The sequence below is a fragment of the Bacteroides rodentium JCM 16496 genome, assembly GCF_000614125.1.
GTDB lineage: Bacteria > Bacteroidota > Bacteroidia > Bacteroidales > Bacteroidaceae > Bacteroides > Bacteroides rodentium.
This window is the reverse complement of sequence record NZ_BAKJ01000026.1, coordinates 21,056-44,050: the sequence shown is the minus strand read 5'-3', so window position 1 is coordinate 44,050 and position 22,995 is coordinate 21,056. Positions and strand designations below refer to the sequence as shown.

Annotated in this window: 25 protein-coding genes and 4 pseudogenes; 15 read left to right on the top strand and 14 right to left on the bottom strand. The window is 49.0% G+C overall.

What is annotated here, in order from left to right:
- Positions 1-69 precede the first annotated feature (69 nt).
- The 3 genes from JCM16496_RS25290 to JCM16496_RS25280 are packed head-to-tail and all read right to left on the bottom strand — an operon-like array spanning position 70 to position 1,988.
- Positions 70-756, bottom strand: a complete 687-nt coding sequence (locus tag JCM16496_RS25290; protein WP_244440368.1) for a helix-turn-helix transcriptional regulator — start codon at positions 754-756, stop codon at positions 70-72.
- A complete protein-coding gene (locus tag JCM16496_RS25285; protein ID WP_244440367.1) occupies positions 753-1,181 on the bottom strand; it encodes a hypothetical protein in 429 nt (142 codons plus the stop codon). The genes JCM16496_RS25290 and JCM16496_RS25285 overlap by 4 nt, the downstream gene beginning before the upstream one ends.
- Before the next feature lie 9 nt (positions 1,182-1,190).
- On the bottom strand, positions 1,191-1,988 hold the full coding sequence (locus JCM16496_RS25280; protein WP_244440366.1) for a tetratricopeptide repeat protein: 798 nt from the start codon (positions 1,986-1,988) through the stop codon (positions 1,191-1,193).
- 220 nt (positions 1,989-2,208) lie between these two features.
- Here JCM16496_RS25280 and JCM16496_RS12510 point away from each other — a divergent pair, with 220 nt between their 5' ends.
- A complete protein-coding gene (locus JCM16496_RS12510; RefSeq protein WP_025834650.1) occupies positions 2,209-2,583 on the top strand; it encodes a helix-turn-helix transcriptional regulator in 375 nt (124 codons plus the stop codon).
- Between the two features lie 34 nt (positions 2,584-2,617).
- On the top strand, positions 2,618-3,013 hold the full coding sequence (locus tag JCM16496_RS12505; RefSeq protein WP_025834649.1) for a PH domain-containing protein: 396 nt from the start codon (positions 2,618-2,620) through the stop codon (positions 3,011-3,013).
- A gap of 20 nt (positions 3,014-3,033) precedes the next feature.
- On the opposite strand, the gene JCM16496_RS12500 is transcribed toward JCM16496_RS12505, so the two are convergent.
- On the bottom strand, positions 3,034-3,432 hold the full coding sequence (locus tag JCM16496_RS12500) for a hypothetical protein (protein ID WP_244440365.1): 399 nt from the start codon (positions 3,430-3,432) through the stop codon (positions 3,034-3,036).
- On the bottom strand, positions 3,429-3,638 hold the full coding sequence (locus JCM16496_RS23840) for a hypothetical protein (protein ID WP_244440364.1): 210 nt from the start codon (positions 3,636-3,638) through the stop codon (positions 3,429-3,431). The genes JCM16496_RS12500 and JCM16496_RS23840 overlap by 4 nt, the downstream gene beginning before the upstream one ends.
- A 239-nt stretch (positions 3,639-3,877) precedes the next feature.
- Here JCM16496_RS23840 and JCM16496_RS21895 point away from each other — a divergent pair, with 239 nt between their 5' ends.
- Both JCM16496_RS21895 and JCM16496_RS12490 read left to right on the top strand, forming a co-directional pair.
- A complete protein-coding gene (locus JCM16496_RS21895) occupies positions 3,878-4,297 on the top strand; it encodes an ORF6N domain-containing protein (protein ID WP_128809584.1) in 420 nt (139 codons plus the stop codon).
- Between the two features lie 73 nt (positions 4,298-4,370).
- Positions 4,371-5,117, top strand: coding sequence for a LytR/AlgR family response regulator transcription factor (locus tag JCM16496_RS12490; RefSeq protein ID WP_025834646.1), 747 nt, complete (start codon positions 4,371-4,373; stop codon positions 5,115-5,117).
- Between the two features lie 152 nt (positions 5,118-5,269).
- Here the strand turns inward: JCM16496_RS12490 and JCM16496_RS12485 are convergent, their stop codons facing one another.
- The 3 genes from JCM16496_RS12485 to JCM16496_RS12480 are packed head-to-tail and all read right to left on the bottom strand — an operon-like array spanning position 5,270 to position 7,793.
- Positions 5,270-6,091, bottom strand: a complete 822-nt coding sequence (locus JCM16496_RS12485; protein WP_244440363.1) for a BamG-related protein — start codon at positions 6,089-6,091, stop codon at positions 5,270-5,272.
- Between the two features lie 20 nt (positions 6,092-6,111).
- A complete protein-coding gene (locus JCM16496_RS23835; protein ID WP_244440362.1) occupies positions 6,112-6,480 on the bottom strand; it encodes a BamG-related protein in 369 nt (122 codons plus the stop codon).
- Positions 6,477-7,793: a DUF4270 family protein gene (locus tag JCM16496_RS12480; protein ID WP_025834644.1), complete on the bottom strand. Its 1,317-nt coding sequence runs from the start codon at positions 7,791-7,793 to the stop codon at positions 6,477-6,479. Before JCM16496_RS12480 ends, JCM16496_RS23835 begins: the two co-directional genes overlap by 4 nt.
- Before the next feature lie 283 nt (positions 7,794-8,076).
- Here JCM16496_RS12480 and JCM16496_RS12475 point away from each other — a divergent pair.
- Positions 8,077-9,155 (top strand): annotated as a pseudogene (locus JCM16496_RS12475) (Kelch repeat-containing protein).
- Between the two features lie 25 nt (positions 9,156-9,180).
- Positions 9,181-9,504 (top strand): DUF4907 domain-containing protein, encoded by a 324-nt coding sequence (locus tag JCM16496_RS12470; protein WP_025834642.1) that lies wholly within the window; start codon positions 9,181-9,183, stop codon positions 9,502-9,504.
- On the opposite strand, the gene JCM16496_RS23830 is transcribed toward JCM16496_RS12470, so the two are convergent.
- Genes JCM16496_RS23830 through JCM16496_RS23820 form a run of 3 tightly spaced genes read right to left on the bottom strand, consistent with a single transcriptional unit; the run spans position 9,501 to position 10,446 of the window.
- On the bottom strand, positions 9,501-10,091 hold the full coding sequence (locus JCM16496_RS23830; RefSeq protein WP_244440361.1) for a hypothetical protein: 591 nt from the start codon (positions 10,089-10,091) through the stop codon (positions 9,501-9,503). The genes JCM16496_RS12470 and JCM16496_RS23830 overlap by 4 nt on opposite strands.
- A complete protein-coding gene (locus tag JCM16496_RS23825; protein ID WP_244440360.1) occupies positions 10,088-10,246 on the bottom strand; it encodes a hypothetical protein in 159 nt (52 codons plus the stop codon). The genes JCM16496_RS23830 and JCM16496_RS23825 overlap by 4 nt, the downstream gene beginning before the upstream one ends.
- Positions 10,240-10,446 (bottom strand): hypothetical protein, encoded by a 207-nt coding sequence (locus JCM16496_RS23820; protein ID WP_244440359.1) that lies wholly within the window; start codon positions 10,444-10,446, stop codon positions 10,240-10,242. The genes JCM16496_RS23825 and JCM16496_RS23820 overlap by 7 nt, the downstream gene beginning before the upstream one ends.
- Positions 10,447-10,636: 190 nt before the next feature.
- Between JCM16496_RS23820 and JCM16496_RS12460 the strand changes: the two genes are divergently transcribed.
- The 5 genes and pseudogenes from JCM16496_RS12460 (at position 10,637) to JCM16496_RS21890 (ending at position 15,825) form a co-directional block, all read left to right on the top strand.
- Positions 10,637-12,067: a dihydrolipoyl dehydrogenase family protein gene (locus JCM16496_RS12460; RefSeq protein WP_025834640.1), complete on the top strand. Its 1,431-nt coding sequence runs from the start codon at positions 10,637-10,639 to the stop codon at positions 12,065-12,067.
- A gap of 27 nt (positions 12,068-12,094) precedes the next feature.
- Complete coding sequence (locus JCM16496_RS12455; RefSeq protein WP_025834638.1) at positions 12,095-13,291, top strand: TlpA disulfide reductase family protein; 1,197 nt, start codon at positions 12,095-12,097, stop codon at positions 13,289-13,291.
- 17 nt (positions 13,292-13,308) lie between these two features.
- Positions 13,309-13,734, top strand: a complete 426-nt coding sequence (locus JCM16496_RS12450; protein ID WP_025834635.1) for a putative signal transducing protein — start codon at positions 13,309-13,311, stop codon at positions 13,732-13,734.
- A gap of 48 nt (positions 13,735-13,782) precedes the next feature.
- Positions 13,783-15,284, top strand: a pseudogene (locus JCM16496_RS12445) (D-alanyl-D-alanine carboxypeptidase/D-alanyl-D-alanine-endopeptidase).
- A gap of 258 nt (positions 15,285-15,542) precedes the next feature.
- Positions 15,543-15,825 (top strand): annotated as a pseudogene (locus JCM16496_RS21890) (type II toxin-antitoxin system RelE/ParE family toxin).
- A gap of 139 nt (positions 15,826-15,964) precedes the next feature.
- Here the strand turns inward: JCM16496_RS21890 and JCM16496_RS12435 are convergent.
- Positions 15,965-17,491 carry a butyryl-CoA:acetate CoA transferase gene (locus tag JCM16496_RS12435; protein ID WP_128809581.1) on the bottom strand — a complete coding sequence of 509 codons (1,527 nt, stop codon included), beginning with the start codon at positions 17,489-17,491 and terminating at the stop codon, positions 15,965-15,967.
- A gap of 42 nt (positions 17,492-17,533) precedes the next feature.
- The gene (locus JCM16496_RS12430; RefSeq protein WP_025834631.1) at positions 17,534-17,914 is read right to left on the bottom strand and encodes a hypothetical protein; all 381 of its coding nucleotides are present in this window, start codon (positions 17,912-17,914) and stop codon (positions 17,534-17,536) included.
- 497 nt (positions 17,915-18,411) lie between these two features.
- Here JCM16496_RS12430 and miaB point away from each other — a divergent pair, with 497 nt between their 5' ends.
- Positions 18,412-19,785 (top strand): tRNA (N6-isopentenyl adenosine(37)-C2)-methylthiotransferase MiaB, encoded by a 1,374-nt coding sequence (gene miaB / locus JCM16496_RS12425; protein WP_025834629.1) that lies wholly within the window; start codon positions 18,412-18,414, stop codon positions 19,783-19,785.
- 102 nt (positions 19,786-19,887) lie between these two features.
- Here the strand turns inward: miaB and JCM16496_RS12420 are convergent, their stop codons facing one another.
- Positions 19,888-20,391 carry a DUF3836 domain-containing protein gene (locus JCM16496_RS12420; RefSeq protein WP_025834628.1) on the bottom strand — a complete coding sequence of 168 codons (504 nt, stop codon included), beginning with the start codon at positions 20,389-20,391 and terminating at the stop codon, positions 19,888-19,890.
- A 372-nt stretch (positions 20,392-20,763) separates the two neighbouring features.
- Here JCM16496_RS12420 and JCM16496_RS12415 point away from each other — a divergent pair.
- From JCM16496_RS12415 to JCM16496_RS12405, 3 genes and pseudogenes are all read left to right on the top strand, one after another.
- Positions 20,764-21,661 (top strand): annotated as a pseudogene (locus tag JCM16496_RS12415) (class I SAM-dependent methyltransferase).
- Positions 21,662-21,757: 96 nt separating this feature from the next.
- Positions 21,758-22,633, top strand: a complete 876-nt coding sequence (locus JCM16496_RS12410; protein ID WP_005825286.1) for a cell division protein FtsX — start codon at positions 21,758-21,760, stop codon at positions 22,631-22,633.
- 83 nt (positions 22,634-22,716) lie between these two features.
- Complete coding sequence (locus JCM16496_RS12405) at positions 22,717-22,956, top strand: DUF3098 domain-containing protein (protein WP_025834626.1); 240 nt, start codon at positions 22,717-22,719, stop codon at positions 22,954-22,956.
- Positions 22,957-22,995: the final 39 nt, after the last annotated feature.

The following is a 22,995-nucleotide window of genomic DNA, read 5'->3' as shown; positions in this document are numbered from 1 at the left end:
GTGTATTAAACGCTGCAAAGATAGTGTAAACCAAACGTAGAGCAAAATAAGCGGGCTTATTTTTATTTGTTATGTAAGGTATTGTTTCAATACTTCATCCAGGGATTTTTCTTTGGGCAATTCCATGTTCTTGCGCATGCGCGAACGGACTACGTTTACACTGTTCCGGTTGATTCCCATGATAAGGGCTATTTCATCGGTACTTTGGTTCATGCAGATGAGCATGGCCAGTAATTCTTCGTTGCGGGTCAGTTGAGGATAACTTTCGCGGAGCTTGGGCAGATAAGAAGGATGTATGGTGGCAAACGACCGGCGGAATGTGTTCTCATCTTCCCTGCTGAGCAGGCTTTGCACGGTGAGCTGGCGAATGGAGTTGAGGTTATTGGTAGCCATGGCCCGTTCTATTTCTTCCGTCAGTTGTTCGTTGCGGCGGTTCAGGTCTTGCTGCCGGGTGATGAGGGTCTGTATTTCCCGTTTGTTGTTTTCTATAAGCTGGTGGTTGGCCTTTCTTCGGATGATGAAATAGGCTGTAGCGGTGATAAGCAGCAACAGTAATGTAATGGAGATACAGATGTTGTAGAACAATTGCTGTTGCTGCCATTGCACTTGTGCCGAGAGCAGTTTGTTTTCTTCCTCTTTTTGGTTGGCATCAAACCGGATGTTGGCTGCTGCCACAGCACGTTTCTTTTCGTTATTGTCCAGAGAATCGGCAAACTGCCGGTTACGGATGTAGCAACGGGCAAAATCGTCGTTCATGCCTTTGGCAGATAGTAATCCATTAATATCTCATTGGCATCGCGGCCTTCCATGAGCTTCATGTTGATGAGGTCTTGTGCAGCCCGGTCTATCAGGCGTATGCCGTTTTGCTCCTTCCCGGTTTGCAGTAAGGCCCTTCCCAGGTGGAGGTTGAGTTGGTATTTGGCCCATTGGGGCATCCGTGTGGTATCGGGACAGATGCTCAGGGCAAGTTGCAGTGCTTTTTCCAAAGAGTCGGGATAGTCCAGATAACTGTTTACCGTTTCTACTTTGTTTACGAATACGCCCTTAAAGCTGTTTTGTATCATTGACAATTTTTCTCCCAGCCTGAGGTAGTGGAATACAGAGTCTTTTTGATTCATTTTACGAAAGATCTGGGCACGGTAGCGGTACAAGTCTCCCAGTCCGAAGCTGTCTTTCAGCATGGAGTAGTATTAGGCTTTTTTGTTCATTTCCAGGGCTTTGTCGTACATACCCAGTTCGGCGTAGAGATTAGCTTGTTCTCCGTAGGCAATCACTACATTTCCAGGTGCTATGCTATCGTTGTAAGTGGCTATGGCTTCTTGGTTAGTGGCTATAGCTTTCTCGTATTCACCGCTGAGGTGGTAATAGATGCCCAGCCGTGACATCATCCGCAGCATGTTCGGGAAATTTCCTCCTTTCCGGTAGACATCTATTGCTTTTTCCAAGATTTGGATGGCTTTGGGCAGATTGTTTCCGGAGTACATGTAGACACCGCTTATGATTTCTGCCTGCCGGATAAAGTCATTGGCATTGGTACAGACCGGTAACCGGAGGTAGTCTTCTGCCAGTCGGATAGCTTCCGGGTTATTGCCATACAGTTGGTTCAGTCCGGCCTTGAAGCTCAGCAGTTCGTGTGGGCAATGTTCGCGGATGAGGGGATGATTTCCAATGCTGTCCATATAGTCGATGCCGGCTTTGTGTTGTTTGGTGTTTATGTAATTGTTCCCGCAGGCATTAAATATCTTGCGGGCATAATAAATCAGGGTATCTGTAGTTCCGTTTTTTTCTGCCGATTCCAGGATTTCGGGCAAGGTCTGTCTGGCAAGCTCCAACGTTTGTTGCGCTTTTCTTTCGAGTAGTAAGGCATTGATTTGTTGAAGTACATTGTTCCAATGCTTCACTTCGTCTTGTTCCGAAGAGGTGGAGCGGTTGGTGCAGGCTACAGCTACGAGAATCAGAAGTAAAAATGAAAGGTTTTTGGCATTCATATTTTGTGGATTGTTTGTTTTGTAAGGCAAAGATATAATTTCTTAATTTAAAATTTACAACAATAGGCTTGTTTTTTGTTCTTTGTTAATTATTTGATAATAAATATAATATGAAATTGTATATCAGATTGTATATCGTATTCTTATGGTTAGGTTGTGTATATTTTGCAAATTTGTATCAAAACGATTGTAAATATGTATAATGGGGAAATAAGATACAATGAAAACAAAGAAAACAGTGACACCTTTTAATATGCAGGAGATTGCCAGAGCTTTGCGCGAAATGATTTCGGAAGATTCTCCCAATGCTTCGGAGGCTTTGTTGTCCGGAACTCGTGAGGCTGTATTCCGTGAAATCTTTATTTTTCATTATCCTTCTTTTTTAGAGAAACTCCATCAGTCTGTTCCGGAGGTGGATAAGGATGAAGAGCTGATATGTATGCTGGTGGCTCTTGGACAGTCTGTAAAGGAGATTGCAGAACTGATTTATTTTTCGCCGGAACGGGTAGAATTGTTATGTGCTTCGGTCTGCCGCAAACTGAATATGATGGAAGATCGGGAAATGGAAATGCTGATGAAGAAGTTGTTATCATAAAAATGCGTACCTTAGCGGCAAAAATCAGCACACAATGAATAGAATCTTTCATGCCCGTATTGCTGTAGGGCAGTTTTTGTTTCTGGCTCTGATAAGTGGCCTTGCCATTTATATGTTGTGGGATAAATACGTGCTGCCTGCGGCGCTTTTCATGCTTTGGTTGATAGTTGTCATCGAGAAGCTGATTCATACTACCTATACGGTGACTCCGGACGGGAAGCTGAAATTGTATTTCGGTCGCTTCTCGCACAGCAAGGAGATTCTGCTGAAGGATGTCATTTCCGTGGAGCGTGCCTCTTCCATGCAGATAGGACGGTTTGCAGTAATGCGCTACGTACTGGTGAAGTATGGAGCGGGTAAGTGCGAGGTATTGTTTCCGGTCAAAGAGGAGGAATTCATCCGGTTGATGGAGAAACGGATGGGGCAATAACAAGAGTCTTGTCCTCTTTTTTAGTTCGGTATTTCCTCTGTCAGATATTTGGCGGTATGGTACTCCGGAATTGTCTGTATGAACTTTCCTTTTATCTGTTTTTCTGTTTTCGTATGTTCGCCTACGAATACCAATGTATAGGTAGCTACCATTTTGCTATAATGTGATATTCCTGTGGTAGTGAGTTGGGTATAGGGGGGTAGGGTGATGGTACTGCTGCTGTTGTTGGTACTTTTAGTTTTTATTGTTTCGCTGCAATATTTTATGTCTGCTCCGTCCGAATATAATTCATTTTTGAACATATAAGGAGTACTGACATATTGTTCCTGACCCTCCATCCATGCAAATGCTTCGGGATCGTTACTTTGGAAAGTTGTTTCCTGCCATGTATTGTCAAAAGGACGTTCTGTGACTGTCATTGGGGAAGATGAATTATTTCTTGTAATGGTAGGTGGACATTCCACATCATAGGTGCTGAAGCCATCTCCTTCTTCTTCAAAAGAATATTTGATTTCTTTGATTGATAATTGTCTGCTTCCAGAACTTCGTCTTTGTCATAACAGCCGGTTGTACAAGCAATCAGTATGACGGAAAATGCGAGTTGAAATAGTTTCCCAGCTTTCATAGTCTTATTGTTTTTAGTTAAGGAGCCTTGTCCGGATGTCAAGGAACAAGGCTGATACAATTACTACAAAGGTAATCTTTTTTTGTGAAATCCTTCAGACTAAGGAGGTTATTTCTTATGAATCTTTTTTTGATGTATTGAGAGAGCGTCTTCAATGAAAAGAATTCTTGAAAAATGCAAGGGACAGGTACAATGATAGGATAATTCCCGTATATTGCAGGCTTAATCTTAAATATACAATGGAACACAATTTACAAACTATCCATGAGCAGGAGATAGAAGCTTATCTGATTGAATTAAGAGGGCAGAAGGTGTTGCTGGACCGTGATGTGGCAATGCTCTATGGGGTAGAGACAAAGCGGGTGAATGAAGCGGTGAAAAATAATCCGGAAAGATTTCCGGAAGGGTATATTATTCAGTTGAATGATAAAGAGATACAATATTTGCGGTCGAAATTTTCGACCGCAAACTTATCTTCTAAAACACGTGCCGTACCTAAAGCCTTCACCGAGAAAGGCCTCTACATGCTTGCCACTATTCTGAAAAGTCCCCGTGCAGTAGCTACTACCCTTGCCATCATCGAATCTTTTGCCCATTTGCGCGAACTTACCCGCAATATGGCGCTTCTGTCCGCTGAACCCCTCCCCATCTATAAATAAAGCTTAATTTTAGCGTCCTTGTTTGCAGTCTTTTCGCTTTTCAAGCGTCCATCATGTAAAAAAAGAAACGAACATGAATTTGAATTGCGCCATTTTACATGCGGATGCGGAGATTGCCGGGAGATTGGAGGAATACATTGAAAAGGTTCCTTTCCTCTCTTTGCACGGAAAGTACAGCAATCCCCTCGAAGCATTGAAGGACTACTATGAGACGAAAGTAGAAGTTTATTTTATCGGTATCTATCCGGTGGAAGAGGGCGGAATCAACGGGATGGACTTCTGCAAGTTATTGTCCTCGTCCACCCGCGTCATTTTCATTACAGATACCGACAAGTATGCCGCCGAGTGTTTCCGCCTGGATGCCTTGGACTATCTGCTGGATGGAGTCAGTTTCTCCACGTTTTTCCAGTCTGTCAGCAAAGCGGCGCGTTGGTTCTCCCTGCAGGATACCGGTACATCCGGTTCCAAATGCCAGCAGTACCCCGAGGAATCTCCGAAGGTGATTTATATGCGGTGTGACAACCGCATCATGCGGCTCGACCTGGAGCGGATAAACTACATAGAGGGTTTGGGAGACTACGTCAAGATTTTCTGCAAAGGTGCCTCCAAACCTGTCTTGAGCCTATGCAGTATGAAGTACATGGAGGAAAAACTTCCGGCGGACGAATTTATCCGCGTGCACCGTTCTTTTATTGTCCGCATGGACTGCATCAGCGCCATCGGGCGCAGCACATTGCTCATCGAGCAGAAGGATGTCCCCATTGGCGATGCTTACCGCGAAAGGGTGAAAGGGTATGTGTCCAGGCTGGCAGTGTTGTAATACCCTGTTTTCAGATACTATATACTTTGTTTGTTGGATCTATAGTTCCAGCGTGCTGCATCTATATATGAACGCGTTGCATATATAGATCCAACAAATGATAATCATTCGGTGTAAAATCCGTGTAATCTGTGGTGAACCGGAACCTTGTATTACTTTAGTTTTGCTCTCGAAATCCTTTCCCCGAACGTCAAGTTCAGATTCAGGCTGAATCGGCTTTCCTGCATCAGATTGCTGCGTGAGTTCAGTTGTTTCCGCCACGTGGCGCCCAGCGAGAGATAGGAGTACCGGATGGGGAAGCTCGCCCCTAAGCTGGCTTCCAGATACTGCATCTTCCCGCCTTTCAGATTGACATAGGAGTTGCCGAAACCTATTCCGCCCATCAGCTCGGTGGAACGTGCCAGGCGTGGTTTGGTAATGTAGCTTCCGCCTATGTTCACTTTGTGCTGGTTCTCATATTTCATGGAGGTATAGGAAGAGGAGTTGCGGCTCCAGTCCAGGTAGTTATAGTCGGCGGTCAGCACCCAGCGTTCGGTGGTCATGCTGAGGCCGGTGCCGAGGTGCATGGGCAGATATTGTGTACGGCTGTGGTATCCTTTATCGAGGTTCTCGCTGGTAGATGAGTTGCTGTAGGTCAGTGTATTGTCGTGGCTGATGGGAAGGGAGGGAGCAAATACCAGCCCTGCCGCCCACTTCCGTTTTCCGGTCGCACCCCATTCGTAATGTATGCCGAAGTCCGCATAAAAGGCCCGTTTGGAGGATTCGTACTTTACGATGGCGCTTTCCTGCGTTTCGCTCTGTATCACTGTGCCCACTATCATCCCCAGGTTGATGCCGACCGACAGTTGCCTGCTCAGTGCAAAGGCATTGGTGACGTAGCACCGGTATAGTCCGCCCGTACCTTCAAAGAGCGAGTAGGTGTAGTTGCCGGGCATTCCCTCTATCTCTTCTTCGGTCTGGATGACGTAGCCCACACTGCTGTATGGCGCTGCACCTACAAGGGCATACCAGCGCGGCAGGACGCGGAAGCCATGCTGATGCGGTTGGGGTTACCGGTGAAGTTGGAACTGTGTTCGCTCAGAAAGGAGTAGCGGGCATACGAGGCGGATGCACCCACATCGAACGTGAAGCAGGTGCTGTCCATGCGGGTGATGGCTGCGGGGTTCAGCGTGTTCAGAAATCCGGTACGGTTCAGGGCGATGCCGATGTTGCCCATGCCGGCATAACGTCCGCCGTCGCCGGCACTCAGTTCGCCCACTCCGTACATGGAGGTGGGCAGGTTGGTGGTGTTTTGTGCCATGGCGGTGAGGCTTGCCGTACACAGACTGCACAGCAGAAGAGGAATCCGGTGATGGTATTTCATTGCTCGTTGTATATTTTGAATCTTACGTCTAATCTGCATTGGTTTTCTTGTTCGGGGTCGTTGGTGAAGATTACCTGGTTGAAGGTGGTGGTGCTTTCTTCGTCTGTCAGACTCATCAGCAGTTTCTGCCGCTTGATGCCCGAAGTGCCGTAGTTGTTGCGGATGAATTCGGTGAGGTCGAAGGAGTAGTAGGTCTCTTTCCCGTACATCTCGTCGATGGTCAGGTTGCCGGTCTGTACGGTTACGCCGTCGCTGCCGTATACGTAGTCCTCCAGCACATTGTTCTCGTCCGTGATATAAAGACGGATGTCATTGGGAAGCTGGCTCACTTCGTTGTAGCTCCGGGCCAGAGGATAGAGGTAGAGTGTGGCGCTCTCTATGGAGACTATCTGTCCGGCACTTCCGAGGCTGTTGAGGTAGGGGAATTCCAGTTGGTTGTAGTAACCCGTCAATCCCTGCATATAGGCTAGGCAACCCATGTCGCCGGAGTGGACGAGGTTCTCTATTCCGCTTTTCAGGGAGGCAAGGTGGGTGCCGGTGGGGTCGTGCCGGATGCCGGTATAGGCGTAGTCGGTGTTTATACTGAAAGTCAGCACTTGCCCGGTCCGCTGGTTGGAGACTTCCTGGTAGTGGAGGTTGATGCTCATGGCAGAATCATTCACCATGAATCCGGTGATGCACTGCCCGTCGTTTTCGGGAACAAAGACCAGTCCGGGGAATTTCTTCTTGAACTTGTCTTGGGTATCGAAGTAGTCGTCCTGGGCCACGAGGTCATTCAGCAGTTGCTGTCCCCATGAGTCGGGCAGGCGGACGCTTACTTCCTTCTTCCGCCCCGGGCAGGGGGTGAAGGTAAAGCTGAAGAGTGGGGCATTTTCCGTCGGGAGTACGGTGCTGTTGTAAAGGTCCTCGTCGTTGTCCAGCACGATAGGGTTTTTCAGCCGGTAGATGGAGATGCGCTGTTGCGTCAGGGTATCTCCCCAGAAATGGCCCGAAGGTATCATCCGCAGTACGAGGGAGTCGAGGGTATAGGTATAGTCTGTGTTGGGGGTGAAGTGGGATGTGGAGTATTCGGCATAGTAGGTGGCGGATACATCTCCCCAAGAGCTGCTTCGGTAATGTCCCAGCTGGCAGATGCTGTCGCCCCGGGTCTCTATGGAGTCCAGCAGTATGGTGCTGATGTCTACCGAGCAGGTGTCTACGTATACATTATAGAAGGAGCTTTCCACGAGGCTCTTTCCAAGCTGCGAGTTCTCGTCCTGGCAGGCACAGAGGATAGCGAGGACTGCGAATAAGCTGTACAATGACTTCTTCATTTCTGTTCTTTTAGTTGGCGGCAAAGGAAAGGCAAAACTTTTATATCTTCCTATAAAAATCGGCGTTCGGACGGTTTTTATCGGTAAAGGCGTTTAACGGGAATTTCGAACTGTTCGTCGGTTATTTTTGCCGGTGTGGTTGCGGCGGTTTACTTTTGCGGGCAGAACTTCCGCCCTTCTGAAAGAGGAGGGGAATAGTTTCGGCATCCCGATACTAAAACTATTCTCCTTCCTCTTCAGGGGAACGAGGGGTATGAAAAATTAATCTTTAAAACAATAAACAATGAACAGACTATTGGTAGGAATAATGTTGCTGGCCATCGTGTGCATTGCCGGCAGTTGTACGGACGAGGATGAATACACTCAGGGGCAGTGGATGAAGAAAGCCAGCTATAACGGTGTGTACCGCGCTTATGCCTCCGGCTTCACCATCGGCAATTATGGGTATTTGTGTGGCGGCTTCTACGGAGCGAACAAGGATTACCTGAACGACCTTTGGGAGTATGACATGAGCCGGAACAGCTGGACGCAGTGTGCCGACATGCCCGTTGCCGGGCGCAAGGCTGCCGTGGGCTTTGCCGTGAATGGCAAGGGATACATTACGACCGGTTCCGTGAAGGACGGCTCCTCGTCCTACTGTGTGGCGGATACCTGGGAGTATGACCCTGCCACGGATACCTGGACACGGAAAGACGATTTCAAAGGCGGGGTGCGCGACGGTGCCCTGGCTTTCAGTATAGGTGGATATGGCTATGTCGGTACGGGCTGCAACAGCGACGCCACCGGCAGCGAGAGTGCCTACAAGATGGACTTCTACCGTTTCAACCCCAATGGTGCCGAAGGTTCGCAATGGGAAGCGGTGAGCGGGTATGGAGGCGAGAAGCGCTACTTCGGTACGGCATTCGTCATCGACGAGGTGGCTACATCTGTTGCGGGCGAAACAACAGTACCGACCTGGTGGATTTCTGGAAGTTCGATGGAAGCAACTGGACTCAGTTGCGTGACATTGCCAATACAGACTCCGACAACGATTATGACGATGACTACGCCATCACACGGTCCGAAACCGTATCTTTCGTCATTGGTGGAAGGGGATTTGTGGCTACGGGAATACGTAACAGCACTTCCCTGAGCAGCGACTACTGGCTGTACGACCCTGACAAGGACTTATGGTACGGCGATTCCGACGATGACTTTACCCCCATTACAAATGTGCACAATTATCTTTCCGGCGCTTCTTCGCGCAGGGCTGCCGTTGGTTTCTCTACCGGCGAACGTGGTTTTGTGCTGACGGGAACAAGCGGCACCAGCTACTTTGATGATGTGTACGAACTTCTGCCCGATGAGGAAGAGGAAGTCTGATTCGCCCCATAACTGAACGGAACTTATGAAGCTGATGTTTATGATGATAAAGATAGGTGTACCGGCTGTGATGGCGGTATGCCTTTCTTGCTGTTCGGGCCATGTTGCCGGTGGCGGCAATGAGTTGAAATGCCGGGTGATGGGGGTGGAAGGCGGTTATGGCTATGTGGTACTGCATGGAACCGATACCCTGATATATCAGCCTTTTATACCTGCTTTGAGCGGTCGCCTGCCGTTTGCAACAAAGGCAGAAGCGCTGGCGGCCGGCCGGTTGGTATGCCGTAAGCTTGCCGATGGGCAAGCTCCGGCATTGAGCAGGGAGGAGGTGGAGTCTTGTCTGGCAGATTAATAATCCACAGAATCTCTTACTTCGTGATGTATTTCCGAGCAGTCGTAAGGGTATCTCTGCATGAATTTCCCCTTGAGTACCTTCTTTGTATCGCTACCAGGACGTGAAAGGGTGGCGGTGAATGTCACTTGAAGCCGTTTGTAGTAGATGGTTGAAGTGTATATGTTCCATTTCATGCCCACTATATCCATTTCAAAATGTTTATATCTCAATTCGTCTTCTTTGTAGTACTTGCCTCGGGCAAGGAAGAATAACTGTTGTTGCCCCATCACCACCTTTCCGTCTTCTATACGGTCGGGCAGGTAGATGCTGCGTTTCTCCGGGTCTATCCAGTTGAAGACTTCATCGGAGTGGTCATTGAGCAAGAATGCGTATTCTGTCCATTTGTTGATGAACGGATAATGGTCATGCTTTCCGGTTGTGTTGCCCATAGTTTCATCTTTATAGGTACTCTTGTCGGGTTCCGTCCCGGATTCTTCCACCCCGTCATCGCTTTCCACGCTGTATTCGATGGATTCTATCTGATAGAAATTCTCGCATGGCGCTTGCCGTATGGTGATTTGTTCTTTGTAGAAGCCCGTCTTCATCTCAAGGTTGAGGATGAGCCGCGTTCTTCTCCGTCGAAATTGTCTTCAGTCTTTAGTGTGAGCCGGGTTTCGTTCTCGCGGGTGAGGTCGAACCACCGGAAGTGGAGGCTTCCCAAGCCTTCCAACTGTAAGGGGCGGTTGTTGGTGTCTACCATCGTGGTTCCGCCAAGGGTGGTGATGGAGCAATGCGCCAGTTACTGCGTGTCAAGTCTATCTGCAGGGTGGAGGCATCGCCGTCCATGGTGGTTTCCTGCATGGGCGAGAGGTGAAGGTCATCGTCGTTGCTGCAAGCTGTCAGGCCGCAAAGAAAAAGAGCGAACAGAAGAATGGATTGGAATAAGTCAGTCGTTTTCATGTTGGTTATTATTTGATTTATGTCCATTGGACGTGGCATTCTTTGTAAATGCTGCACGACAAAGGTAATTATTTTCTCTTTACGCTGTATTCTCCGAAAGAAAGAAGTGCTCTTTTTTGCCGGATAATACGGGTTTTATTAACTTGCGCACAAATTAATCGCTAATCATTAACCACTAACCATTAGTTCCATGAAATACCAAGTTGCCATTATCGGTGGAGGTCCTGCGGGATATACAGCTGCCGAAGCTGCCGGAAAGGCGGGATTGAGTGTCGTACTGTTCGAGAAGCAGAGTCTCGGCGGAGTGTGCCTGAATGAAGGGTGTATCCCCACCAAGACCTTGTTGTATTCGGCCAAAACCTATGACGGAGCCCGCCATGCCTTGAAGTATGCGGTCAGCGTGCCCGAAGTATCGTTCGATTTGCCCAAGATTATTGCCCGCAAGCAGAAGGTAGTGCGCAAATTGGTATTGGGAGTCAAAGGAAAGCTGACTGCCCACGGCGTGACGATTGTCAGCGGAGAGGCTACAGTGACGGACAAGAACCATGTGGAGTGCGGTGGAGAGGCCTACGAATGCGAGAACCTGCTGCTCTGTACCGGTTCCGAAACCTTTGTCCCGGCCATTCCCGGCATAGAAAAAGTGCCCTATTGGACCCATCGCGATGCGCTGGATAACAAAGAACTGCCTGCCTCACTCGCCATCATCGGTGGCGGTGTCATCGGCATGGAGTTCGCCTCTTTCTTCAACAGTCTGGGTGTGCAGGTAACCGTCATCGAGATGCTGGACGAGATACTTGGCGGTGGTATGGACCGAGAGCTGGCGGGTATACTCCGTGCAGAGTATGCCAAGCGGGGTATCAAATTCATGCTGAATACCAAAGTCGTCTCCCTTTCTCCTTCCGAATCCGAAGTATCTCCGGTTCCCCTCCTTCAGGAAGGAGGGGTGCCCGAAGGGCAGGGTGGTAGTGAATCCCCTCTAAACAAATCTCCCCTGATAGAAGTGAATTATGAAACTGCCGACGGTCCCGGTTCCGTCGTTGCCGAACGGCTTCTGATGAGCGTCGGGCGCCGTCCGGTAATGAAAGGTTTCGGCTTGGAGAATCTGGGCTTGGAAAGAACGGAACGCGGAAATGTCTTTGTCAACGCACAGATGCAGACTTCCGTTCCCGGAGTATATGCCTGCGGTGACCTGACGGGCTATTCCTTGCTGGCACACACAGCCGTCCGCGAAGCGGAAGTAGCCATACACTCCATCATCGGCAAGAAGGATGCCATGAGCTACCGTGCCATCCCCGGTGTGGTGTATACCAATCCCGAAATAGCCGGTGTGGGCGAGACAGAAGAATCCCTGCAGAAGAGAGGCATTGCCTATCGTGCCGTAAAGCTGCCGATGGCCTATAGTGGCCGCTTTGTGGCAGAGAACGAAGGAGTGAACGGCGTCTGCAAGTTACTGTTGGGTGGCGACGGTACCGTATTAGGGGCACATGTTCTGGGTAATCCCGCTTCGGAAATCATCACGCTGGCAGGCATGGCCATTGAGTTGAAACTTACTGCCGGAGAATGGAAGAAGATTGTCTTTCCGCACCCCACGGTGGGAGAGATATTCAAGGAAATGTTGTAAAAGCGATAACTCAAAACAAAATTTGTAATGAGAAAGTATTTATTCTGCCTTCTTCTGTGTGTTTGCAGTGCATGTGGTGGGTGGGCGCGAGACACTGCTGGTTCCGGTCGTTTCACTATCACCGGGCAGGTTTCCACCCTTCCTGATGGGATAGTTATCGGTCTGTATCAATCGGATGGGCAACTCATTGTGCCGATAGTTCTTGACACTGTTGCAGATGGAAAGTTTATCTTTAGTGATACTATTTCCAGCACAAAACCCCTTATGCTTCTTTCTTCGGAGCCTGATTTCCCCTCCCATTGGCTGGATGTGTGGGTGGCACCGGGTAGTCAGATAACCGTTACCGGAGAGGATAAGTTGCTTCCTCTCTGGCGGGTAGAGAGTGATATTGCCGAGCAGCAAGAGCAAAATGCTTTCCAAGAGTGTACCCGTGAGCTGAACCGTGAGTATTTGACGTATAATGTAGCTGAGTGCGGCTGGCTCCGGCAGATGCAGTTGGAGCATGCTGGCGATGAAGAATTCTCCCGGCTGGCATGGGCGAAAGTGGATTCGCTACGCCAGTATTCGTTTCCGCTGATGCGTACTATCTTCAAAAAGGAATTGGACTATATGGTGACAGCTCCTATGGGTAGGGTCTACATGCAGAAACTGGTATCCTATGCACAGATGACGTTAGCAAAGAGTTTCATGCCCTATTCAGACGAAGTGAAAGCACTATATGCCCGATTGTCCGATGTCTTGAAGCATACGCCTGAGGGTGGATTAGCATACCAATACCTCTATCCTGCAATTGCTGTTGAGGTAGGTGATGAAATGGCAGACGGTGAATTATATGATGTTCAGGGAAGAATTCATAATATAGCAGAGTTCAAAGGGCGATATATTCTGCTTGACTTCTGGAGTTCCGGTTGTGGTCCTTGCATCGAGTCTCTTCCTGAACTGGAAGAGATTGCCGAAAAATACAAAGATGTGTTGTCGGTTGTCAGTATCAGTGTAGATCCCAAGGGGCAATGGCTGTCGTTTGTGGAGAAGAAGCAGATGAAGGGTAATCAGTGGAATGAGCTTCGTAAGGCAGGTACCGGTCTTGCCATGTCCTATAGAGTGAAGGGATATCCCCATTATGTATTGATTGCCCCTGGCGGAAAGATACAGAGCGTATGGGGAGGCTATGGCAAGGGTTCCCTGCTTGACAAGTTGGAGGAGGAAATAAACGTTGATAGATAATAAAAGTATAGTTGTATATGAAGACTGTAAAGCTAATCACCTGCGACGATGCCTTCCAGGCACACGTCATCCAGGGTGTCTTGGAGAATGAGGGCATTGCGTCTGTTTTGCATAATGAAAACATGTCTTCCGTGATGCGCGGATATGTCCGTGATGTCACGGGAGTGGATATATTTGTCTATGAGGATGAATATGACGATGCCCTCCGTCTGCTTGAACGGAACCAGATGATTCCGGAACAGTTGAGGTACTGCCCCCATTGCGGTTCGGATGAGATTAAGTTCGTGTTGAAGAAGAACCACCGGGTGCGTGCCATGGTGGCTGCTGTTATTGCGGCATTGTCGGCCGCACCTCCGGGCACTGAGCATTGGGAGTATGTATGCAGCAAGTGCGGCACTCATTTTGAGAAGCCGGTGGCGAAAGGAACAGTTGAAGAATCATAATAGAAACATAAGTAAAGATAAAGTAAAAGTCTAAGTATAAGGATTTTCATGAAAAGAATATTATCATACTTGCTACTATCCGTCTGCCTGCTCCCCTTGTGGCCCAAGAGACGGTAACTCCGGTGAAGCCGCTCTCTGCGCGGATTGATGCGTTGATAGAACACAAACTTCCCGCAGGTTCCAACGTAGGTATTTCGGTCTATGACCTGACTGCCGGAAAGCCCTTGTACGGCTATCAGGCAGACAAGCTTTCCCGTCCCGCTTCCACCATGAAGCTGCTGACGACGATAACTGCACTTTCCCGTCCTGAAGCCGACGAGCCGTTCCGTACGGAAGTGTGGTATCAGGGCGTCATCGAGCGCGATACTTTGCAGGGAGATATGTATGTGATAGGCGGTTACGACCCGGAGTTTGATGAAGAGGCATTGGATTCCCTGGTGGCTGCCGTGGCCCGTTTCCCCTTCTCTGTCATCAAAGGCAAGGTGTATGGAGATGTTTCCATGAAAGACTCCTTGTACTGGGGCAGCGGCTGGTTGTGGGATGATACTCCCTATTCCTTCCAGCCCTACCTCTCACCGCTGATGCTGAATAAAGGAGTGGTGAAGGTTACCGCCACACCCGGCGAACGGGGCGACAGCGCACGCCTTGAATGCACTCCCGCCTCTTCCTATTATACACTGACGAACAAGACCCAAAGCCGTACTCCTTCTGCCGGACGCTTCCGTGTGTCGCGCGACTGGCTGGTGAACGGGAACAACATCACCGTGACGGGCAACGTCGATGCCCGCCGTGCAGGTACGGTCAATATATTTTCTTCGCAGGACTTCTTCATGCATACCTTTATGGAACGGTTGCAGGCACGAGGTATCCAGTGCATTCCGGCGGCAGAAGCGGAAGGCCCGGAGAATGAAGTAGCGGAATCCGAAGCTTTTGAAACGGGCAAGCCCTCTTCCACTGCTTCTTCTTACCTTTTCGGTGAGTTCCGGCAAGACAGCCTCTCAGTGCGGATGGCTTCCTACGAAACTTCTGTGCAGGATGTAGTGAAGGAGATTATGAAAGAGAGCGATAATCTCAATGCCGAAGCCATGCTCTGCCGGTTGGGTGCGCAGAGCAGCGGAAAGAAGCGCGTCTCTGCCGAGGACGGGCTTTCCGCCATCCGTATGCTGATGAAGAAGTTGGGACATAACCCCGATAGGTATAATCTGGCAGATGGTTGCGGCCTTTCCAATTACAACTACATCTCTCCGGAGCTTCTGGTTTCCTTCCTGCGATACGCCTACTCGCGTACGGATGTTTTCCAAAAACTTTATAAGGCTTTGCCCATTGGCGGCGTGGATGGTACGCTGGAGTTCCGCATGAAGAAAGGCACCCTTTCCCACAGAAATGTACATGCCAAGACCGGCTCCTTTACTGCCATCAACTGCCTTGCCGGCTACCTCAAAGCCCGCAACGGACACGAGATAGCCTTTGCCATCATGAACCAGAATGCACTGTCGGGCAGGGAAGCACGCGCTTTCCAGGATGCGGTGTGTGACGAGGTGATACGTTGAGACGCTCCTTTTCGTTTTTGTAGAGGGATGAATAAATCATCATTAACAGTTATCATTGCGGATAATCATTCTTTTTGGTACCTTTGTTCCTGCTAATCAATGAATAGGAGGATAATCAGATGAAAGCAAGCATTTCTTTAGAGTTTGAGCGGGAAGCCAAGCGTATGTTGAAGCATTATGCTTCATTTATAGTAGAACAGAAATGATTTGCGAAAAAAATACGGAGTAACTTACTTCTCCTCTTTTCTTCGCAAACCAATTCTGTTCGGCTATAAAAAAGATTATGAAAATCTTATTAATGAACTCAAGCAGAATCCCCCTCTCCGGCACCGACCTTGGTGGCGGTTTGCGTAAAATCCGTATGCGCATCACTTCAAAAGGCAAAGGTAAAAGTGGCGGTGCAAGGGTGATAACCTTCACCGTCGTTATTGCCGTCGATGAAGCCGAAATCAATCTGCTTTACATTTACGATAAAGCCGAACGCCCCAGTGTCAGCACCAAAGAACTGGAGGAATTGTTGCGCCGGAACGGGCTGGAATAGCTTGTTGTTGGAACTATAGATGCAGCGTGTTCCATCTATATATGCAACGCGTTGCATATATAGATCCAGCAAACCGGAAATATACATGCAACGCGGTATATCTTTCGGGCGGTTTTTCTCCGCCTTTTTAGGGAGCAGTTTATTTATACTGTGCCCAGTCTACATTCTTCATGTCTCCACTTTTGGCCAGCTCAGCGTGCATAGCCAGTGCGGCGCGCAGGGCATGGGGAGTCTGTGACTTGCCGTCGGTCAGTTTCAGGTAATCCCACAGAATGTTCTTGTAGTCCGGATGAACACAGTTTTCAATGATGGCTTGTGCACGTTCTTTCGGACTCTTGCCGCGGAGGTCGGCCACACCTTGTTCGGTGATGATGATGTTGACGTCATGCTCCGTGTGGTCCATGTGCGAAACCATCGGCACGATAGCCGAGATTTTACCTTCCTTCGCCACAGACGGACAAGTGAAGATGGAAATATAGGCATTGCGGGTGAAGTCACCGCTACCGCCGATGCCGTTCATCATCTTCGTACCGCCGATGTGCGTGGAGTTCACGTTGCCGTAGATGTCGGCTTCGATGGCGGTGTTGATGGAGATGACGCCGAGTCGGCGTACCACTTCCGGGCTGTTGGAGATTTCCGACGGACGGAGCACCAGTTTGTCGCGGAAGAAGTCCATATCCTGGTAGATACCTTCCAGGCAGTCGTTTGTTACGGTCAGTGAGCAGGCGCTGCCGAATTTCACGCGGCCTTCGCGGATAAGTCCGATAACGGAGTTCTGGATGACTTCAGTGTACATTTCAAAAGCAGGGATGGTCTTGTCACGTCCCAAAGCACCCAATACGGCATTGGCAATGTTGCCCACACCGGATTGCAGCGGCAGGAAGGTAGGTGGAATGATTCCGCGTTTCATGTCGGCGGCAAGGAAGTCGGCCACGTTCTGTCCGATTTTGTCGGTCAGCGGGTCGGCGGCGGCAAACGAACGTGCCTCGTCCGGCCAGTTGGTTTCCACTACGCCGACAATCTTTTTCGGGTCTACCTGGATGTAGGGCAGGCCGATACGGTCACTCGGTTTGTAGATGGGGATTTCGCGGCGGTAAGGAGGGTCGAGGGGTTCGTAGACATCGTGCAGGCCCATGGCGTTCTTGCTGTGGGCGGCATTCAGTTCCACGATAATCTGGTCGGCCAGGCGGCAGACAGTCGGAGCGATACCGCCGGCTGCCGTCAGGTAGATTTTACCGTCGGGAGTAACCTCGCATGCCTCGATGATGGCAACGTTTACTTTTCCCATGAAACCATAGCGTACTTCCTGTGCCATCTGTGAGAGATGGATGTCGTTGTAGGCTATTTCGCCATTGTTCACGGCTTTGCGGAAGTCGGCGTTGGTGGTGTAGGGGGCGCGGTAGCGGATGGCTTTGGCGCGTGAAAGGATACCGTCGCAGGAATCTCCGGTAGAAGCACCGGTGAAGATACCTATCTGGAACGGTTTTCCTTTTGCATGTTCTGCTTCCGCGATTTTTGCTAATTCAGCCGTAACGGCTTTGGCTGTCCCTGCGGGAGTAAATCCGCTCAAGCCGATGTTGTAGCCATGTTTGATGAGGCTCGCAGCTTCTGCTGCCGAAATGTAATTGAGTGCATAATATAAATAGTTATTTTTTCGTGTAAAGATTCTGAAGGGGCTCGTAATTGGTTCTGCAATTATCGACTGTCTTTAATATTTCCGTTGAAGTATCTCCGACCAGATGATGGCTTTCCTCGCTTCTTCTGCCGAGTGGATGCCGTATTCGGATGTTGCTTCATCGGATTCCTGCGGACGGGATGCCGGGGAGGGAGGGGAAGCCTTTATGGGGGTGTACTTGGATTTGGCAGACGGTTTGGATACCGGCTTTGGCTTTTCTGTCGGCTTGGGGCCTTCGGGAATAAAGCCTCCGTAAGTATCTCCGCCCCAATATTCGGGCAGTGGGTTGTCGGCATCGGGCATAGGTATGTCGGGACTCTTGTCTGCATTTTTATTGGCTTCTTTTTTAAACTGCTTGACGAGTCCGATTACTATGACAGCCGCAACTAACAGAAACTTGAAGACATCTTCCATATTCTTTTTGATTTTCTGCCCAAAGATAGTGCAATTATCTCTTATCTTTGCTTTTGGGCAAAGTTAATTATTTAATCTGATTACAGCCAAGGAATTGGTAATAAAAAAGGGCAGCTTCACAGCTCCCCTTAATTTTTTTAACCTAAACCTTAACTATGAAAAAATCTAATGTTTCTTTCATTCCACAAATTTGTGAATTAATTTGCTCTATGCCAAATTAACACTCGGAAAATGTTTACTCTCTTAACATAAATTAGCTGATAAGGCGCAGATTGACAACTTGTAATGGCATTTTTCTTTCATTTCATCCGTTTATTGGGAGGGAAGAAGTATCTTTGCGCTCCGAATATTGAAGAATGTGTGTTAGCGTCAATAGAATAGAAAAGAGATTATGAATGAGATACAGCTTGTATGAAGGTGCAATTTTGGCATCTTGAACAATCTCAATTCTGATATAAATTTCTATTGTTTACTATAAATTAAAAAACGAACTGATTATGGAAAAAGTAACGGGAGCAGACTTTAAATCTGCAACTGCTGATGACAACAAGAAGTTGTTTATCGAGACTTACGGCTGCCAGATGAATGTGGCCGACAGTGAAGTGATTGCATCCGTCATGCAGATGGCGGGATATTCGGTGGCCGACACCCTGGAGGAAGCCGATGCAGTGTTTATGAACACCTGCTCCATCCGCGACAATGCGGAGCAGAAGATTCTGAACCGTCTGGAGTTCTTCCACTCGCTCAAGAAGAAGAAACGCGGCCTGATAGTGGGTGTGCTGGGCTGTATGGCAGAGCGTGTGAAGGACGACTTAATCACCAACCATCATGTGGACCTGGTGGTGGGGCCGGATGCCTACCTTACTCTGCCCGAACTGATTGCCTCGGTAGAGGCTGGTGAGAAAGCCATCAACGTGGAACTTTCCACTACAGAGACCTATCGGGATGTCATTCCCTCGCGCATCTGCGGAAACCACATCTCCGGCTTCGTGTCCATTATGCGTGGTTGCAACAATTTCTGTACCTACTGCATCGTTCCCTACACCCGTGGCCGTGAGCGTAGCCGTGATGTGGAAAGCATCTTGGGTGAAGTGGCCGACCTCGTGGCAAAGGGTTATAAGGAAATCACCCTGCTGGGACAGAACGTCAATTCCTATCGCTTTGAGAAGCCGGACGGAGAGACGATTACTTTCCCAATGCTGCTGCGCACCGTGGCAGAGGCAGCGCCGGGCGTACGTATCCGTTTCACCACCTCGCACCCTAAAGACATGAGCGACGAAACTCTTCAGGTCATTGCCGACATGCCCAACGTATGCCGCCACATCCACTTGCCGGTACAGAGTGGGAGCAGCCGCATCCTGAAGCTGATGAACCGCAAGTACGACCGCGAGTGGTATATGGACCGCGTGGCAGCCATTCGCCGCATCATCCCCGATTGTGGCTTGTCTACGGACATCTTCTCCGGTTTCCACAGCGAGACGGAGGAGGACCACCAGCTTTCCCTCTCCCTGATGGAGGAGTGCGGATACGATGCCGCCTTCATGTTCAAGTACAGCGAACGCCCCGGCACGCATGCCAGCAAGCACCTGCCGGACGATGTGCCCGAGGAGGTGAAGATTCGCCGTCTGAATGAAATCATCGCCTTGCAAAACCGTCTCTCTGCCGAGGCGAATGCCCGTTGCGTGGGCAAGACGTACGAGGTGCTGGTGGAAGGTGTTTCCAAACGCAGCCGCGACCAGTTGTTCGGCCGTACGGAGCAGAACCGTGTGGTGGTGTTTGACCGTGGCACGCACCGTGTAGGTGATTTTGTGATGGTGAAGGTTACCGAATCCAGTTCGGCTACGCTGAAAGGAGAAGAGGTAGCCGGCTGACGGGATAGAAAAGTCTCGATGACATCAGTATGACGACACCGGTATATAGAATAAAAGCACGAGCCTCGCGGCCCGTGCTTTCCATATTATAAACTTTAAATTTTATTCTGCCATGGCCAGAATATTCGCTACGTAGTCAGTCCTGTTGTAGCTTACCAGGGTCAATTCGGACTTTGGTGCGTCCTGATTGTAGAGTCTGTAAGCTACCGGCATGTTTTCATCGTTCAATTCATACACACTTTTCTTCATGTCTTTGTCATAAGCCTTGTGAGACTCGTTCCAACGTGCGTAGGACATGGTGATTTCATCATTACCATATTGGTATGTCATCTTAAAGTAAGGTGTCCATTCATCTTTTGCACCGTCCCACTTGGAGGCTTCCTTGCAGGTCAGGCGTTTCTGGTCGTCATAAGAGTATTCATAACGGATGTGCCGGTAAAGTTGTGCACCGTCTTGCTTAAAGATGGTCTTGGCAACTACTAATTCGTTTTTCACTTCTTCATTGGTGATGAAGTTGTTTTCCTGAGCTTTCACTTCTGTATTCATAACGCTTACGATAGTCATTGCTACGAATGCGACTGCTTTGAATAAATTTGTAGTTTTCATAATCTTTATTTTTAATTGTTGTTACTTACTCTGTTTCTTTTAGACGTTGTTCCCGATTAAAAAGTTGCATTCCAACTAATCTTTTTCTCAAACGCCTTCGCCTAATTATAGTCAATTCCCATGCCAAAGATTTAAGTTGTTGATAATCAATGAATAGATGCTTTCGGATACTGTTCATTATCGGACAGTTGTCCGCTTACTATCGAACAGTCGGTCATTCGTTCCACCGGCTGGCCGGAGCAAGCGTTTGTTTTCTTAAATCTCCTTAATGGAAACCCTATAAATCACTTTTTATTTGTTATTTTGCACCAAATTTAGGTATAGTGTGGTCTGTTCGGTTCGGACTGCACTTCCTTATTGGCAGAACGTTCGATGAATAAACTCACTATAAAAGCTTGTCCGTTGTGTGGTGGAACGCACCTTGAGCGTGCCCTGACATGTGTAGACCATTATGCCTCGGGCGAAATGTTCCACTTGTGCCGCTGCCGGGATTGCGGTTTCCTTTTTACGCAAGACTTTCCCGTGGAGGCTGAAATCGGTCGTTACTACGAAACTCCTGATTACATATCACATACCGATACCCGCAAGGGGGCGATGAACTCCGTGTACCACTGGGTGCGCAACTATATGTTGGGACGCAAGGCACGCCTTGTGTCCGTGAAGCACACCGCAAGGAGGGACGCCTGCTGGATTTGGGTACGGGGACCGGTTACTTTGCCGATGCCATGCAGCGTCGCGGCTGGCAGGTGGAAGCTGTGGAAAAGAGTGCGCAGGCGCGTGCCTTTGCCAAAGAACACTTCAATCTGGATGTGAAACCCCATACGGCATTGAAAGATTTTGCACCGGGCAGTTTCGACGTCATCACCCTATGGCATGTCATGGAACATCTGGAACCCCTCAACGAAACGTGGGAAACCCTGCACTCCCTGCTGACTGAAAAAGGAGTGCTGATTGTAGCTGTGCCCAACTGCTCCTCTTTCGACGCAAAGAAATACGGGGCTTACTGGGCTGCCTACGATGTGCCCCGCCATTTGTGGCACTTCACACCGGGCACCATCCAGCAATTCGGTTCCAAGCATGGCTTCATCATGGCAGAGCGGCATCCCATGCCGTTCGATGCTTCTACGTCTCCATGCTGACAGAAAAGCACATGAGGCACTCGTGCGCTTTCCTGCGGGGAATGGTGACCGGTACACTGGCCTGGTTCAGCGCGTTGGTGAAGAAGGAACGCAGCAGTTCCATGATTTACGTGTTCAGGAAGAAAGGGTGAGAAAAGGGATTAGGGATTAATGATTAGGGATTAATAGCGACTGATTTACATGACTTGTAGTTTGTAGCTTGTAACTCGTAACTTATAATTGATATAATGAAAGCAAAGAATAACTCGGTATCCTATTTTGACATGCAGTTCATTACGTCCAGCATCAGTACGACGCTGGTGTTACTGCTGTTGGGGCTGGTTGTATTCTTTGTGCTCGCGGCTCATAATCTTTCCGTGTACGTCAAGGAGAACATCAGTTTCTCCGTGCTTGTCAGTGACGACATGAAGGAGAGCGACATCCTGAAACTTCAGAAGAGGCTGGACAAGGAGGCTTTTGTGAAGCAGACGGAATACATTTCCAAGAAGCAGGCACTCCGCGAGCAGACTGAGGCGATGGGTACGGACCCGCAAGAGTTCCTCGGCTACAATCCTTTCACTGCCTCCATCGAAATCAAGCTGCATTCCGACTATGCCAATTCGGACAGCATCGCCAAAATAGAGAAACTGATTAAAAAGAATACCAACATCCAGGAAGTGCTCTACCAGAAAGACTTGATAGATGCCGTGAACGATAATATAAGGAACATCAGCCTGATGCTGCTGGGGCTGGCTGTGATACTGACGTTTATCTCCTTTGCGCTGATAAACAACACTATCCGTCTGGCTATATATTCCAAGCGCTTCCTTATCCACACCATGAAGCTGGTGGGGGCAAGCTGGGCATTCATCCGTCGTCCGTTTCTGCGGCGCAATTTCTGGATAGGTGTGCTGGCCGCTTTCATAGCCGACAGCATTCTGTGGGGAGCCGCCTATTGGCTGGTGTCCTACGAACCGGAGTTGGTCAAGGTGATTACACCCGAGGTGATGGTGCTGGTGTCGGGTGCCGTGCTGGTGTTCGGCGTACTTATTACGTGGCTGTGCGCTTTGCTTTCCATCAACAAATATCTGAGGATGAAGGCAAGCACACTGTATTATATTTAACGCCTTGAAGTGCATAGAGAGAAAGTACTGTTATCGCAGCCCCCAAATAGTAAATTGTAAATAGTAAAATAGTAAATGTATAGATGAGTAAAGAGAAATTCGCTTTTGATAAGACCAATTTTATCCTGCTTGGCATCGGAATGGCGGTGGTTATCATTGGTTTTCTTCTGATGACCGGTCCCGTGTCTACCCCGACGACCTTTGAGCCGGACATTTTTAGTGTGAGACGCATCAAGGTGGCTCCGGTAGTTTGCCTGCTGGGGTTTGTGTTCATGATATATGCCGTGCTGCGCAAGCCTAAAGGCTGTCGTGCAGAGGAGTAAACTTTCAGACGTGGATTACACAGATGGCGCAGATTGGAA